The organism is Bacillus sp. AFS037270, from assembly GCF_002585305.1.
Genome location: NZ_NUNF01000041.1, coordinates 12,914 through 28,672 on the forward strand (window position 1 = coordinate 12,914; position 15,759 = coordinate 28,672).

At 38.8% G+C, this 15,759-nt stretch carries 15 protein-coding genes; 8 read left to right on the top strand and 7 right to left on the bottom strand.

The annotated features are described in order from the left end of the window. Positions 1-23: 23 nt before the first annotated feature. Together COD92_RS20000 and COD92_RS20005 are read right to left on the bottom strand one after the other, a co-directional pair. Entirely contained in the window at positions 24-1,940 is a 1,917-nt protein-coding gene (locus COD92_RS20000) for a heavy metal translocating P-type ATPase (RefSeq protein ID WP_098532834.1), read from the bottom strand. A 234-nt stretch (positions 1,941-2,174) separates the two neighbouring features. Next, positions 2,175-3,353, bottom strand: coding sequence for an MFS transporter (locus tag COD92_RS20005; protein ID WP_098532836.1), 1,179 nt, complete (start codon positions 3,351-3,353; stop codon positions 2,175-2,177). A gap of 174 nt (positions 3,354-3,527) precedes the next feature. Between COD92_RS20005 and cax the strand changes: the two genes are divergently transcribed. From cax to pdaA, 7 genes are all read left to right on the top strand, one after another. Beyond that, entirely contained in the window at positions 3,528-4,586 is a 1,059-nt protein-coding gene (gene cax / locus COD92_RS20010) for a calcium/proton exchanger (RefSeq protein WP_098532838.1), read from the top strand. A gap of 468 nt (positions 4,587-5,054) precedes the next feature. Beyond that, positions 5,055-5,675 (top strand): YczE/YyaS/YitT family protein, encoded by a 621-nt coding sequence (locus tag COD92_RS20015; protein WP_098532840.1) that lies wholly within the window; start codon positions 5,055-5,057, stop codon positions 5,673-5,675. Positions 5,676-5,776: 101 nt separating this feature from the next. Further along, positions 5,777-6,586 carry a YfkD famly protein gene (locus tag COD92_RS20020; RefSeq protein ID WP_098532842.1) on the top strand — a complete coding sequence of 270 codons (810 nt, stop codon included), beginning with the start codon at positions 5,777-5,779 and terminating at the stop codon, positions 6,584-6,586. A 129-nt stretch (positions 6,587-6,715) separates the two neighbouring features. Then, positions 6,716-6,913, top strand: a complete 198-nt coding sequence (locus COD92_RS20025; protein WP_098532863.1) for an SE1561 family protein — start codon at positions 6,716-6,718, stop codon at positions 6,911-6,913. Between the two features lie 152 nt (positions 6,914-7,065). Then, complete coding sequence (locus COD92_RS20030) at positions 7,066-8,613, top strand: fumarate hydratase (RefSeq protein WP_098532844.1); 1,548 nt, start codon at positions 7,066-7,068, stop codon at positions 8,611-8,613. A gap of 269 nt (positions 8,614-8,882) precedes the next feature. Beyond that, positions 8,883-9,848, top strand: a complete 966-nt coding sequence (locus tag COD92_RS20035) for a nuclease-related domain-containing protein (RefSeq protein ID WP_098532846.1) — start codon at positions 8,883-8,885, stop codon at positions 9,846-9,848. Positions 9,849-9,912: 64 nt separating this feature from the next. Continuing rightward, positions 9,913-10,671 carry a delta-lactam-biosynthetic de-N-acetylase gene (gene pdaA / locus COD92_RS20040; protein WP_098532848.1) on the top strand — a complete coding sequence of 253 codons (759 nt, stop codon included), beginning with the start codon at positions 9,913-9,915 and terminating at the stop codon, positions 10,669-10,671. 121 nt (positions 10,672-10,792) lie between these two features. Here the strand turns inward: pdaA and COD92_RS20045 are convergent, their stop codons facing one another. The 5 genes from COD92_RS20045 to COD92_RS20065 are packed head-to-tail and all read right to left on the bottom strand — an operon-like array spanning position 10,793 to position 15,311. Further along, a complete protein-coding gene (locus tag COD92_RS20045) occupies positions 10,793-11,818 on the bottom strand; it encodes an ATP-grasp domain-containing protein (RefSeq protein ID WP_098532850.1) in 1,026 nt (341 codons plus the stop codon). Then, on the bottom strand, positions 11,811-12,500 hold the full coding sequence (locus COD92_RS20050) for a WbqC family protein (RefSeq protein WP_098532852.1): 690 nt from the start codon (positions 12,498-12,500) through the stop codon (positions 11,811-11,813). Before COD92_RS20050 ends, COD92_RS20045 begins: the two co-directional genes overlap by 8 nt. Further along, positions 12,497-13,348, bottom strand: coding sequence for a UDP-3-O-acyl-N-acetylglucosamine deacetylase (locus COD92_RS20055; RefSeq protein ID WP_141561129.1), 852 nt, complete (start codon positions 13,346-13,348; stop codon positions 12,497-12,499). Before COD92_RS20055 ends, COD92_RS20050 begins: the two co-directional genes overlap by 4 nt. Before the next feature lie 13 nt (positions 13,349-13,361). Then, entirely contained in the window at positions 13,362-14,327 is a 966-nt protein-coding gene (locus COD92_RS20060; RefSeq protein WP_176541432.1) for a CgeB family protein, read from the bottom strand. A 15-nt stretch (positions 14,328-14,342) separates the two neighbouring features. After that, positions 14,343-15,311 (bottom strand): GNAT family N-acetyltransferase, encoded by a 969-nt coding sequence (locus tag COD92_RS20065; protein WP_098532858.1) that lies wholly within the window; start codon positions 15,309-15,311, stop codon positions 14,343-14,345. A gap of 214 nt (positions 15,312-15,525) precedes the next feature. Here COD92_RS20065 and COD92_RS20070 point away from each other — a divergent pair, with 214 nt between their 5' ends. After that, positions 15,526-15,726 carry a hypothetical protein gene (locus COD92_RS20070; RefSeq protein WP_098996495.1) on the top strand — a complete coding sequence of 67 codons (201 nt, stop codon included), beginning with the start codon at positions 15,526-15,528 and terminating at the stop codon, positions 15,724-15,726. The last annotated feature ends 33 nt before the right edge of the window (positions 15,727-15,759 follow it).

The window sequence follows — 15,759 nt, forward strand, 5'->3', positions numbered from 1 at the left end:
TCACCTGGTCCTTTATTCATCCCTTATGATTTTAACAGCCTGAGGCTATTTAAAATAACAAGGATGGTACTACCTTCATGACCAATTACTCCGAATGGCAAATCTAGCAGTTGAAAGAAATTGGAGCATATTAGCAGCATAATGACAGCAATGGAGAAAACCACATTTTGTTTAATGATTTTGTTCATTCGCTGCGAAAGCCGGACCGCTTCGGCAATTTTAGGAAGATCATTTTTCATTAAGACAATATCAGCAGTTTCTAGGGCCACATCTGTTCCTCCACCCATCGCGATTCCTACATTAGCAATGGCTAATGCTGGGGCATCATTGATACCATCGCCAACCATCGCCACTGTTTTATATTTCTCCTTGAGTTGTTTTAACTGCTCTACCTTTTCTTCTGGAAGACATTCTGCGTAAAATTCATCCACATGGCTCTCGGCCGAAATGGCTCGGGCTGTTTTTTCACTATCACCCGTCAGCATAATCGTCTTTATGTTTTGTTTCTTTAAATCCTCAATTGCATGCTTTGTTTCTTCACGAACCACATCTTTCATCGCAATCATTGCACTAAGCATGCCATCTATCTCAATAAAGACTAAAGTATTACCTAAGCCAGCTAATTCTAAGGCCTTTCCTTCAGCAAAATCATCGACCTGATCATTTCTAACAAATGCAGCTTTACCGATTTTCCATTGTTCCCCGTTAATCGATGCTTTAACTCCCCAGCCAGGAATGTCTTCTAAGCTTTCCGGTTGTAATAAATCCTTCCGCAGTGTCTGTTTTGCATAGTTAACAATCGCTTGTGCTAGTGGATGGTTGGATAGGTTTTCGATCGAAGCCGCTTTTAAAATAAGTTCTTCTTTATCGATGCCTTTTTTCACTAAAACTTCTGTAACTTCGGGCTTTCCTTTTGTCAGGGTACCTGTTTTATCAAAGGCGATTGCTTCTAAATGACCTAAATTTTCTAAATGGACGCCGCCTTTAACTAAGATGCCGTGTTTCGCTCCATTTGAAATGGCTGAAAGGGTAGCAGGCATAATCGAGGCAACTAGTGCACAAGGTGATGCAACTACGAGTAAAATCATGGCCCGATAAAAAGATTCATGCCAACTCCAGCCAAGTAGGAAGTAAGGTAAAAAGAACATGCTTATGACGACAAACAGGACCACTTTAACATAAGTTCCTTCAAATCGTTCAATAAATAGCTGTGAAGGAGATTTTTCACTTTGAGCCGATTGAACGAGCTGGATTATTTTTTGAAAAAGAGTATCTGTACTTTCCTTTGTTACTTGAACCGTGATCGAACCCGTCAAATTGACGGTGCCTGCAAAAACTTCTGCTTGCTCACTCTTTGAAACAGGCATTGATTCTCCGGTAATTGCCGCTTCGTCGATATTGGTTAGCCCTTTGATAATAACCCCATCAGATGGTACTCGCTCCCCCGGCTTAATCAGGATATGGTCCCCGACCATTAGTTCAGAAACTGCCACCCGTTTTTCATAACCATTAGTAATTCTTAAAGCCTCTTGTGGCTGCAGCTCCATTAAAGAGGAGATCTCCTTGTGGCTTTTATTCATAGTGTAGGTTTCCAACGCACCGCTGACGGCAAAGATAAAGATTAATATAGCCCCTTCTGTCCAATAACCGATGATGGCAGATCCGACTGCAGCAAAAATCATCAGCATTTCGACGTTTAGTTCTTTATTTTCATAGGTAGCTTCTATTCCTTCTTTTGCCTTGGCAAAGCCCCCAATCACAAAGGCTAATAAATAAGAAATAATGGATTCGACCTCATTACCATTTTTATCAAACAGCCAGCCTGCAGCGATTAAGACCCCACTTACCGCTGCCGCTATCAATTCGAAATGTGGTTTAATTTTTTCAAGCAAACTGACTTCCTGAATGCTCTTTGATAGAACTTTTGCTTCAGAACTCATTGTTTCTCCCCCCTTTAATTAGTACATCCTCTGCTTTTTGTAAGTCCAGCTTCAGCCCCTGGTCAAGGCGCTTCCGCTTTTGAGGCTAACTGAGAAAAATAATCATATTCATTACCCTTAAAAAACACGAAAGCTGTCATCAAGTGATGACAGCGCAAATCTCAACTTATATTCTTTTTAGTTATTTTACCATATATCGTATGTTTTAAGATATGTATTTGCTTACAATAATCTTTAGGAATTTTGCTGTTCCAGCCTTATCTGTATCTTTCTTGCAAAGGAAAATAAAATGAAGGAGACAGCTAGGAGCATGGTACTAATAATATAAAAGAAACTTACATTTTGAAAAAACTTAATATATAACCCGCCAATTATCGGTCCACTAAGACTGCCAACGCTATAGGAAATACCACATAATAAATTACCGGTCGGTAACAGATACCTTGGAACCAAATCCGTCATAAAGCTTATCCCCAGTGAGAAGGTTGATCCGACAACCATTCCTGAAAAAAGAAACGCGATGAAAAGTCCAATAAAGGAGTGTTCCACAAAACTGGCCATCGTAAAACTTAAAAAACCGAGCATCAGTACGGCCATTAAGACATTTCTTCTCCCGTATTGATCACTTAACATTCCTAAAGGGAGCTGTGTAATAATGCTTCCAACGGCAAATACAGATAGGAAAACAGAGACACTCGATACATTAATGTTGGTTCGAAGAGCGTAAACGGGAAAACTTCCATTTAGGCAAGACTCTAAGAACCCGTATGTAAAGGGAAGTAAGAATGCAACCCATCCAAATTTAAAAGCTTGTTTAAATTGTTTAATCGTTGCTAAAAAAGAATTGATGTTGACATTTTGTTCGGGAAATTCATTGTTCAACGTAAACACAAAACCCCATCCAATTAAACATAAAATCGAAGAGACGATAAAAGGTAAGGATTGATTAATAGTAACCAGCGGGGTCATTAGCGGGCCTGCGGCAAAACCAATTCCAAAAAATAATCCATATAAGGAAATATTGCGGCCGCGCTTCTCAGCTGGAGATGATGAAGTTATCCACGTTTGTGTTGCAAAGTGGAGGGAGTGGTCACCAATCCCGATCATTAGCCGTAACACAAACCAAAACCAATATGTCTTCCAAAGTGGGAATAAGGCAAGTGATATAACAACTAGGCCTCCGCCCCAAATAATTACAGGTTTGTACCCATACTTTCTTAGCGGCATTTCCATAAACGGGGATACTAAAAGTATTCCAATATATAAGGCGGTTGCATTAAAACCATTTAATGAAGGTGATACCCCGCTTTTTTCAAAAATAACAGCAATGAGAGGGAGGAGCATGCCTTGCGAGAATCCAGAAATTGCCACAATACTGACAAGGATCCAGAAACGTAAATTTATTTTTTTCATAAACCATCCTCACGTTTATTTAAAGTAAGTTTAATAGTCCCTCCATGATGGTATCTAGAAAGTAAGCCGTTTGCAAGGGAATTGCGACCTAGACATTTTATTCATTTTTAGGTAAATTAAGGTACAAGTGAAAAATTATAAAAGAAAAAGCACGAGCAAACTGGAGGGAACACGTTGACGAATAAAGTTTTTATGCTAATGACATTCATTGGGGTGCCGGTGTCTGTAATTGGTACAATGATGCATTGGTCGAATATAATCTTATTTATCCTGTATTGTTTAACAATCATTTCCTTATCAAGCTTTATGGGCAGGGCAACGGAGAGCCTTGCAATTGTGGCCGGTCCTCGGATTGGCGGACTATTAAATGCAACCTTCGGAAATGCAGTTGAGCTGATTATTTCCATCTTTGCCTTGAAGGCTGGCCTGGTGGAAGTGGTTCTAGCCTCGTTAACCGGGTCTGTTTTAGGGAACTTACTGCTTGTTGCGGGACTTTCGTTCTTCGTTGGCGGATTAAAATTTAAGCGCCAGGAATTCAATGTATATGATGCCAGACATAACTCCGGATTGCTAATGTTCGCGGTCATGATTGCATTTGTAATACCGGAAGTGTTTTCTATCAACATGAATGAGTCCAGTACGTTAACATTAAGCATAGGGACATCTGTGATTTTAATTCTCCTTTATTTATCTGCCCTATTCTTTAAGCTGGTTACCCATCGAGGAGTATATCAATCAGCAGCCCCTAAAGTTGCCCACGAGGAAGAGATTCCCGAATGGGGCAAAGGGAAAGCAATCGCTGTTCTCCTTATCGCTACGATTGCTGTCGCTTATATATCTGAGCATCTTGTTCATACCTTTGAATATGTTGGAGAGAGATTTGGCTGGTCAGATTTATTTATTGGGGTAATCATTGTGGCTATAGTCGGTAACGCCGCAGAACACGCTTCAGCCGTGTTAATGGCCTATAAAAATAAAATGGATATCTCTGTTGAAATCGCGATTGGCTCTACTCTACAAGTTGCGATGTTTGTTTTGCCGGTGTTAGTACTAATTTCACTCCTGTTTGAAACTTCGATGCCGCTTCTTTTTAGCTGGCAGGAATTAATCGCCATGGTTTCATCTGTCTTATTGATGGTAGTGATTTCAAATGATGGAGAATCCAACTGGTTTGAAGGATTAACGTTACTAGCTGCCTATGTCATTATGGGGATTGGATTTTTCTTGTTATAAAAATAGAAAAGACTCTATGCCAAATGGTATAGAGTCTCCTTTTTTCAGCCGATAGGAAAAGTATATACTTTCCTATCAGGCATAAGTGCAACTACGCCTCTGTCTTCGCCCTTTTGGGTTCGCCAATCGCCGAGTTTTCTAAATAACTTTTTCAATGTACGGTAAATCTTCTTCTATATGCTATAATGATACAGCACTTTTTTTAGGGTTCTAAATCAATCGTTTTCATTTCGTGGGGCCATCAATCACCAACCTTCATGTTTAGTGGAAATCATTAGAAAAACACGAGTGTTGAATTTCATATAAGACGGGAATCCCAACCTCCTTAGTCAAAGTAAATTGTAAGCCGATTGATTACTGCCCTCCTTTTTAAAAGGTTAAGTTTATTATAAATCCTAGTTAAAGTTTTGTAAATAATCAGATTATTACAATTATGTTACTTCTGAACCAGAACATAAGGAGCGAGAAATGAAATTTACTATAAGGTTATTATTTTTTATAATCGGGTTAGCAATCATGACCTTTGGGGTATGTATGACAATCAAGGTTGCTGATATTGGAGTGGGGGCATGGGATGCTTTAAATGTGGCCCTGACAGAAAGAGTGGGGCTATCAGTAGGAAAATGGGTTATGATAGATGGCGCCATTTTAGTCCTTGTTAATGCCCTTTTAGTCAAAAGAAGGCCGGACATTCTCTCACTTCTGACGATTATTGTCATTGGTTTGTTAGTGGATTTTTGGCTTGATACTGTATTTAATTTATTTGATGTAGAGCAGTTACTTGCTAAACTGGCAATGTTATTGGTAGGAATCTTAATTATCGGATTTGGGGCCTCCATCTACTTGCAGGCTAAGTTTCCTCAAAGCCCGATTGACAATTTTATGTTAGCTATTAAAGAACGGTTCCGTGTGAATTTAATGCTGGCGAAAACAATAGGTGAAATTACCGCTTTAATCCCTGCTTTTTTCCTAAATGGACCTATTTCATATGGAACGATTATCATCACGTTTACAGTAGGACCGGCAATCCAATTGTTTTTTCCCTTTTTTGAAAAATTTATGCAGCGATTGCAAACGAAATATTCATAGGTTAGGTAAAAAAGTCTTAGAGGGAAATGGATAATATGAGGGAACTCCGAAAAAACTACTAGCAGACTGATTAATGTTCTTAGTGAAAGGAGTTCCAACCCGTGAAGAAAAATGTTTCTTTACTTATGACATTTCTATTAATGTTATCCTTTATCCCGTCAGCTTTTGCTCAAAAAGCCACGGTAAAACAAAACGCAGTAAAATATCAAGTTCCACCGTCTGTTCGTAATATTTCAAAAGAAAATACGTATCCGAATTCAACCCAGGATTTACCGTTACTACAGCCAAGTGATTTGACCAAAAAGCTTATTAATTCATCAAGAGTTAAAATTCAAAATCCAGATCTCATTCGGATGCTCAATGAGTCAAGCATTAATAGCACTCCGTTTGCTCTCGGATACCGAGCCATTATCTATCTTGGCCAGTGGCCATTAAACTACGAATCATCTGAAACCTCCCCTAACTGGGAGTATCAAAAGATTAACACCAATTATTTCGATAATCGCGGCGGCAAGACGCCGTATCAAATCAAATATGTGCAGGAATCACAGAAGGTAATTCGAGGCGGTCTGACGTCCAAAATCCCAAATGCCGAGGAAGTAAAAAAGATGATGCTGTTAAAGGCTATGGAAAAGACTAATCTTCCTCTTGCTTTTGAAACGATAATTGGTACAGGTACAAAGAACGACCATATTTACAACATTCCTCCAAATCGCTTAGGCTACTTATATGCCTATGCTCCAGGGGTGAATGAAAAAGGAAAGGTAACCTACGGGGAAGTCTATTTGATGCTTAAAGGAAGTAAGAAGTTTATTGTCATCAAGAACGTTACTTCTCAGGGCATTGGTGCATGGATCCCTGTTCAGGATTATGTATCCTTTGGCTTTGCCGCTTCGGAACGGCCAAGATAACAAAATTTTTCAGGACTCCTCAAAACTGAGGGGTTCTTTTTTCAATAATAATGGGCAAAATAGGATTAACCCATTGCCAAAGTTCCTATATTTCGATAGGATGGAACGGTAATGAAAGGAGTGGATCATTTGGGCAGCCCAATTCAAAATAAAAATACGCAAGTGGATTTTTTAAAACACCGTTTAAACATGTTTATTGATGTCCTTGATGCGATCGATCCTAAAGATGCTGATTTAGAGGATATCGACCGTTTAATCGCGATGCTGGATGATATGGAGTCTAAGTGCCGTGAATTTAATAATCGTGAAGTAAGTGAGTCTGTTTAAATAACAGGCTCTTTTTTATGACTTGTACATGTTGCCAATAGCAAGCTTATCCTTTAATTTGAATGATTATAGGAGTATAATGTAAGCGTACAAATAGTTGTAAAATTGAAAATAGCTGAAAATTGGGGAACAAAGGGAAAGGGGTACTCGAATTGAATATTGAAAAACTTCAAGAAAGCATGTACGAGCTAATTGTTGAAACATCAACTAAACTTCCGAAAGACGTTCGCCGTGCTGTGTTAGCTGCAAAGCAAAAAGAAAATGCAGGAACAAGTGCTGCCATGAGTCTTGCCACAATCACCAATAATATTAAAATGGCTGACGATCAGGTATCGCCAATCTGTCAAGATACTGGCCTGCCAACCTTTAAAATTAAGACACCTGTGGGCGTTAACCAATTAGAAATTAAAGAGGCCATCAGAAATGCCATTGTTCTTGCGACAAAAGAAGGTAAATTGCGTCCGAACTCGGTTGATTCTTTAACAGGTGAAAATAGCGGCGATAACCTTGGCGCCGGCGTACCGGTCATCAAATTCGACCAATGGGAAAAAGACTATATTGACGTGCGTCTGATTTTAAAAGGCGGCGGTTGTGAGAACAAAAACATTCAATACAGCCTCCCATGTGAATTAGATGGGCTTGGCCGTGCAGGACGTGACCTTGATGGTATCCGCAAATGCATCATGCATTCCGTTTACCAAGCACAGGGACAAGGCTGCAGCGCTGGTTTTATTGGTGTAGGAATCGGCGGTGACCGTTCATCAGGTTATGATTTAGCCAAAGAGCAATTATTCCGTTCGGTTGAGGATGTAAATCCAAACGAGGATCTTCGCAAGCTAGAAGAGTATGTAATGGAAAATGCGAATAAATTAGGAATTGGGACGATGGGATTCGGTGGCGAAGCGACCCTTTTAGGATGTAAAGTAGGCGTCATGAATCGTATTCCAGCGAGCTTCTACGTTTCCGTTGCTTATAACTGCTGGGCTTTCCGCCGTTTAGGTGTAAGTGTGGATGCTGAGACGGGTGAGATTAAAGAGTGGGCATACCAAGATGGTGAGTTCATTGATTTTGCAGAAACGGAAGCTGAAAAGGAAACAGCTGCCGCTTCTTCTACCTCTGATGTGATTACGTTAGAAGCCCCGATTACAGAAGAAAAGATTCGTTCGTTAAAGGTTGGCGACGTTGTCCAAATTAATGGATTAATGTACACCGGCCGTGATGCGATTCATAAGTATTTAAGTGACCATGATGCACCGGTTGATTTAAATGGTCAGGTGATTTATCATTGTGGTCCAGTCATGTTGAAGGACGAAAATGGCGAGTGGCATGTGAAAGCAGCCGGCCCGACAACGAGTATTCGAGAGGAGCCTTATCAAGGCGATATCATGAAGAAGTTCGGTATCCGGGCTGTGATTGGTAAGGGTGGAATGGGTCCGAAAACATTGGCAGCTTTGAAAGAACATGGCGGGGTTTATTTGAACGCGATCGGTGGGGCAGCTCAGTATTATGCGGATTGTATTAAAGGCGTAGAGGGCGTTGATTTAATGCAGTTTGGTATTCCAGAAGCGATGTGGCACTTGCGTGTTGAAGGCTTTACTGCCGTTGTAACGATGGATTCGCATGGTAACAGTCTGCATGCTGATGTAGATAAGTCTTCATTGGAGAAATTAGCTCAGTTTAAGGAGCCGGTTTTTAAATAAGAGGTTGGGGGATAGGCAAGAACGATGAGCCTATCCCGTTTTTTTGTGGTTGTTGGAGGGATTTGTTAATATAATCTTGATTTTGTTAATATGGTATGAAATTTTGTTAATATATCCTAGGATTTTGTTAATATCCTCAAATTTTTGTTAATATCGACCCGAATTTTGTTAATAAAGCATTAAAGCAGTATAGCGGATTCAAAAAAAACAAGAGGAATTCTTAAAATAATGTCGAAATAGATGATAAATTAGCTAAAGGAGGGTAAAATTTGTTCGATTTACCATTAATTAAGCCCATAACGCTACAACAGGCAGAAGTTGCTCAAAGAAGATTACCGAGTAATCATCCAATGATGGCAGAGGTGGAGTTAAAAATCAGGATTTTAGCTTCAGGATATAAAGGAGAGAAAACGTTGAACTATTTTCTTGGATTACTCCCTGAAAAGAATTATCATATTTTTCATGGTCTCCGACTTCCTGCCAGGAATTCCTTCTTCCAAATGGATGCTCACCTTCTTTCTCCGAAACTAATCATTCTCCTAGAGTCAAAAAACTATTCCGGAACACTTACATTGGAAAGACACCAGATAACGCAGGAGAATATTAATACGAAAATGGTCTATGATAATCCAATTTCACAGGTAAATAGGCATAAAATCCTTTTACAATATTTTTTTCAAAAGTATCAAATACCTCCTATTCCTATTGAGACGGTAGTTGTTTTCACTAATTCATCAACAGAAATTAAAATTGCTCAAGGGTACCATGAGGCAGAAAAAAAGATTTGTAAGGCCAGTAACCTTTTGAAAAAAATTGAAGAACTTGAGAAATACTACAATAAAGATAGAGTAGATCAAAAAACGATTGGAAAAATAAAAAGACTACTTTTGAGTAAACACACCCCGTACAGATCAGACTTTTTAGGTTCACTCGGGATTAATAAAAGTGATATTTTACCAGGGGTTTGCTGTTCAAACTGTTTATACATGCCTATGGATTACAAAAAAAATAAGTGGATTTGCCCAGTTTGTCTAAAAATTTCTAAAGAAGGCAGCTCTGAAGCGATTAACGATTTCTTTCTTCTTATCAACATCACAATTACCAATTCGGAACTACGAGAATTTCTTCAACTACCCACAAGAAGGGCCTCCTCCTATCAATTGGAATTGCTAAATTTACCCTCAACCGGAACGAAAAAAGGACGTGTCTACCATCAGCCTAAAGATTTCCTTTAAATACTAATTATCCTTTCCCCTTAAATAACAAACACTAAAAAAAATAAAAATAGGGGGAACATGGATGAAACGCTTAATCACTTTTCTTGCGATCATGTGCTTACTAATCCCAACAAGTACATATGCTTCCGTATCCAATCAGCCAATAAACTGGGGGTTTAAAAAAGCTCAAAATGAGATACCGCCGGAAGCAGGAGCCCAGTATGACCAGATTCTCGCCAAATACGGTGCTTTTTATAAAGGCGACCCGAAATCCAAAGTCTTATATATGACCTTTGACAGCGGTTATGAAAATGGCTTCATGCCGAAAATTCTCGAAGTGTTGAAAAAGGAAAAAGTGCCAGCTGCCTTTTTTGTAACAGGACACTTTTTAAATTCTCAGCCTGAGCTTGCCAAACAAATGGTAAAAGAAGGACATATCATCGGCAATCATTCCTGGAGCCATCCAGATTTTACAGCCGTCGGTGATGCAAAAATCCGGGAGGAGCTTCAAAAAGTTAAGGTTAAAGCAAAAGAAGTAACTGGGCAAAAAGAAATGAAGTACCTACGTCCGCCGCGTGGTGTTTTCAGTGAAAGGACGTTAAAAGTGGCCAAAGAAGAGGGCTACACACATGTCTTTTGGTCGCTTGCCTTTGTTGACTGGAATGTTAATCAACAAAAAGGCTGGCAATATTCCTACAACAATATCATGAAGCAAATCCATCCTGGATGCGTAATACTGCTTCATTCTATTTCAAAAGATAACGCCGATGCACTTGAACAAGCGATTAAGGATTTGAAAAAGAGAGGCTACAAATTCAAAAGTCTCGATGATTTTCAATAATCTAAGTAGACTAACAAAGCCGAATTCAACAGAATTCGGCTTCGCCGTGAATTTTATTATCCCCTGTGGGCGTTGCCTTTTTACGTTTCTGTAAAGTTTTTTTAACGCTGAATAATCTCTATCACTCTTTATTATCTATAAATCGTTCTTGTTCTAATTTTTCAATTTGTTCTGTTGGAACTAAAGTATCTGAATATTGCCGAATAACAGTTGATTTTAATATATTTATTTCTTGAATATCCTTTCCTAATAATTCCGCCTGCAATAATATCTCTGGTTCATTCACACCTAATAGTGCACGCATTCCGGTTGTACTACTGAACCTAGGGTTTATTTCAAAAATATAAGGGCTGCCATTCCAAAGACGAAGTTGAAAATTGCATGGTCCATACGGTTTAAGAGCTTTAGCTATTTCCTGACAATAATTTGTAATGCTGTTAAAATCATCAGACTTTGCAACCATTGTAATGCCATCTTGTAAATATCTTTTTAATGCAATAGAGGATAAGACTTTGCCGTTTTCTCCACAACAAATTCCAACGGTATATTCTTCTTGGTCGTTAGGAAGATATTGCTGAAAAATCATATCTTTTTTCTCGAGCAGAACAAGCTTCAAGTAACTTAAATCCTTTACCACATGAATATCTTCAGAGCCCTTGCCATGTCTTGGTTTAGCAATAAAAGGGAAGCCCACCTCTTGAATAAAAGAACTGATCTGTTCTTTATCTTCTGGATATCGAATTGTTATGGGAAAATGGAAATTATGTTCTTTTAGAAAGTTAACGGTATTCCATTTATCATTGCATATAGATAAGACCTTTGTTGTATTAGTGAATACCTTAGCTCCAGTTTGGTGCTCAATCAATGCTTTGTATTGGCTGTAGAAGGGGAGTTCCTGTGCTGAGGCTATAAATAGGGCATGAATTTTTTCCTTAGTTAAGATTTCAAGTACTTTTTCTAAATAGTGCTGTTCTTCCTTGACAGGCGGAACAAGGTAACTGCGATGTGCAATATGGAGTCCTATTGCCAGTGAATGTGTATCAGTAGCTACTAAATGGACATTTAGCTTTGAATTTAATAGGGATTGAATGACTGCTGAACCATAAATCGAACCCGACCCGGTAATAAGTATATTTAATTTATTCATGAATCACCTGTTTTTGAATTAATTCTTTACTTTTTGGTCCACAATTAAAAAGCAAATCAATAGCCGACAAATTAGGTGAAAAATCGCCCCATAACTGGGTGTATTGAGGGTGATCAAATTTCTGATAAACCAAGCTTATTTGATTCCGCTCAAATTCTTTTTCGTCGTTGTAGACCTTTGCCCCAGTTCCAGATAAATAAATGGTTGCATGTAATGATTTACACAGATTAATGATTTTTTCACCTTTATGACCTGTTGAATCTGGAATCTCTGAGGAAAGAATGATAGGAGTATTAATCTCAAGGATTGTTCGCATTACTTCAATTATTCTTAAGTTAAATAATGCTAATTTTTCATCAGGATTTTCATATATGGGCAAAAAAAGATCCTTAAATTCTTTCCAGAAAGGAGCCCTTGCATAATTTCTCTGAATCGTGGTCCAATGGTTTTGAGCCCACTTTGAATCACTAGAGATGGTTACTTCATTAATTAGACCATTTTTATGAGCTAATGGTATAGTTAATAATCTGGGGCCATCGGGGCTTTTTATTTTGTTTCTATGGGTGATCGCCGTTTTTGAAAAGGGCACATCATCAAGGATGACAAACAAATCACAAGACAACATTTTGTGGAAATATCCGCACCAGGGAAGGTAGTTAGGTTGATGAATCGCAATGATCATGGTAAATCATCCAGTAAGTTTGACTTTAGTTTTTGGGCCATCCTAATATTAGATTTATGTCCAGTGCGTATTCCGATAAAATGTCCTTTAACAGGCATACCAATGGTGCCGATGTCTCCTAACAAATCGACTAATTTATGCCGAGCAGGCTCATTATCCCAAGTGAGATTAGCCTTCGCATCTTTGGAAATGACTAGGCATTGGTCCATTGTACTGCCGATTAACTTTTCAACTAGTTCAAATTCATAATCCATAATATATGATCTTGCTGATGACAGCTCGGAAATAAAGTCTTTATCCGAGGTGACCTTAAAGTGAGCGATTTGGGTTGGGAGCTGTTTTCCCGGATAATCAAGCAGATAAGTAAAAACAGTTTCAGGTGCTGGAAGGGCCAATAAGATACTTTCATAACTATTTCCTTCGTAAATAAAGGAATCAAAGACCCATTGGGGTTTTGTAATAGTTAGATATCTTTTGGGTGTATTTTGAGGAATGGGTTCTGCTTGGATAAGGGCATCCACAAAATCCTTGCTGCTAAAATGACTGACAACTGGAATATGAGAGCTGTCTAGGTGTACTCTTATATTATCAATTCCCAATCCTATGATCGCTGCTAAAAGGTGCTCTGTGTGCTCAATTTGAATATTATTTTTCACTAAAGAGGTCCATCGTGAATCAGTACGAGCGTATTCCGTTTCACATACAACTTCCGGCCTCCCTGGAAGATCGTCCCGAACAAAAACAATCCCCGTATCGGGTAAAGCGGGTGAAAAGGTGACGGATGACTCGTATTGACCCGTGATTGACCTGCCGCTGCATTTGGCAGAATACTTGATTGTCTTTTGCATGGTGATCCCCGACCTATTTTGATAATTTACCCACAATCTTTAAAATCTCTTCGGCACGATGTTTGTAGGTATGATTAGTGTAGACTTCCTTTTGACCTGATAGGGCAATTTTCTTTCTTTCTTCCTCATGCTTAAGATAATAATCTACTAACTCCACTGTTTCTTTCGGCGATTGAGAACAAACTAAATGTTTTCCAGGAATGAACGTTTCTTGAATGGCAGGGGTACATGGTGCTAACAGAAATCCACGTGCAGCCAGAACTTCATATGACCGCGATGTTAGTTCTGTTGTAGTATTTTGAAAGCCGAGCACAATTTTTGCTGAGGAGTAAACATGATTTGTATCTAAATAGGGAAGCTTTTCGCGTAAGAATTTAGATGGGACGTTAAAGCCGACGATATCTGGGTCTAGTCTATCCCAGCGCTTCCCCCAGATTGAAACGTCAAAGCCTTTTTCAATTAATGGTTTTAAAAGAATTTGCACACTGTCTTTGCGGTAAGAGTTCCATTTCACCCCTGCAGTCGCAACTACAGCAATGTCACATGCGTACTGATCCTCTCGCTTTCCTGGTTTATGGAAATCAGGATTACAAGCCCAAGGCAGGTAGTGGGCTGAGTAACCCAATTTTTGATAAAAAGGGATAGAATCACGGTCTATCGTAAAAACAAAATCGGGGCGGGTGTTATTAATGTAATAGTGAGACCACTCCTCCCTCCAGCGAGGATCCTCTGTTGCCCAATAGGCATGTTTAATATCATATTTTTTTAAAAGCTTACGAAGGATCTGCAAATTGGTTTTAGTATGGATCTTTGTCCATCCAGCTGTTACCGCTAAATTGGGCTTAAATTCTTTTATTGTTTTCTCCAGCTCAGTTTCTGTGATATCCGTTAGAATTTTTACCTCGCAACCAGCTTTTTCAAAGCCGGAAGGAAGGCCCAATAAATACTGTTTTGCTGCTTCTATAAAAAGGATTTTCAAACTAATCACCTAGTTTCATAAAGTTAATCGATAGGTTTCGCGCAAAATCCCCCGTCCTCCAAACCCCTCTTTAAATTTAAACAACCCTGAATTAACCACTTTTCCTTTGTTTTCAGTAGAGATCCCCCAATCCACAAAGTGGAATCCATTCTTTTTACTCCAAGAAATCAAGTGGCTAAAGACGAGGTTTAGCGGGCGTAAGTTCTGGAATTGATCGATGTGACAGATATAAAAACAATTCACTACCCGGCTGTTTAGTATAAATACTAGTACACCGGCAATCATTTTTTCTTGATAATAAGCGGAAAATAATTTGATTTTACCAGGGAACCTTTCCATTAAGTCAAGAATTTCAGTGTGCGTATGGGTAGGCATGGTGTTGTGTCTATTTTTGAGATTTTGTTCTAAGATTCCCCAAAAACTATGGATATCGTTGCTTTCTTTTACTGTTACCCCATTGCTTATTGCTTTTTTTATATTTCGGACGGAATTTTTTTCCATGAAGCTGTTTAGAGAGCCTATATCCTTGAGTGGGAGAACCGTACACAATTCTGTCATTTCAGGTGAAAACCCATTGAATCTTAAGGAAAAATCTATCTCATCCGAGGGCCATAACTGGTAGATACGTGGAACCAATTTTATTTCTATTGCATGGAAACCAAGGCAACGGCAGTGTTCTATTAATAGAGGGATCAGCGCCAAGGCATTTGAAGTATCAAACTTTTGCTGAATGATAATTCCTCCATGCGAGGCACCCGGATAAGAACAAAAAATAGAATCATCCCCTTCTTTCTTCAATGCAGCAGGGATTACCGCTATTAATCGTTTTTGGCTATCATAAACCATTAATGAAAAATCTTTAAATTTCCCTATTGGATGATAATTAATGAATTTTCTTTGCTGCATAAAGGTACCATTTCTAGAATGTAGGACAAAGTCATCCCACTCTGATTCGAATTCATCCTTATATATTTTTATTTCCATAATGTACCACCATTGCGTCAGAGTTATTTTTTTCTGCTCATTATCTGGGGGATTTTCTCATAAGTCACGACATACTATTCATTTAAATTCTCATAAGTTCTGATTATTTTAAATCTCCATTTTTTTAAATATACCCTCACTCAAATGCAAGATAGTACATATGTTAGAAAATCAGTGTAGTAAAAAAATTACAATACAATGTGAGGGATAAAATATGCCAATAGAGCCAGGTGAACCAAAAGGGCCAAAAGGAAAACCAAAGGGACCAAAAGGAAAAGCAAAAGGACCAAAGGGACCAAAAGGACCAAAAGGAGAACCAAAAGGACCAAATGTACCACCTCCTTCTGATGCAGATTATGATTCACTTCCTTCCGATGCAGATTATGGTCCACCTCCTTCTGATGCCGATTACTAAGGAAGAGTAATCCTCTTATTAGTATTCGGGACA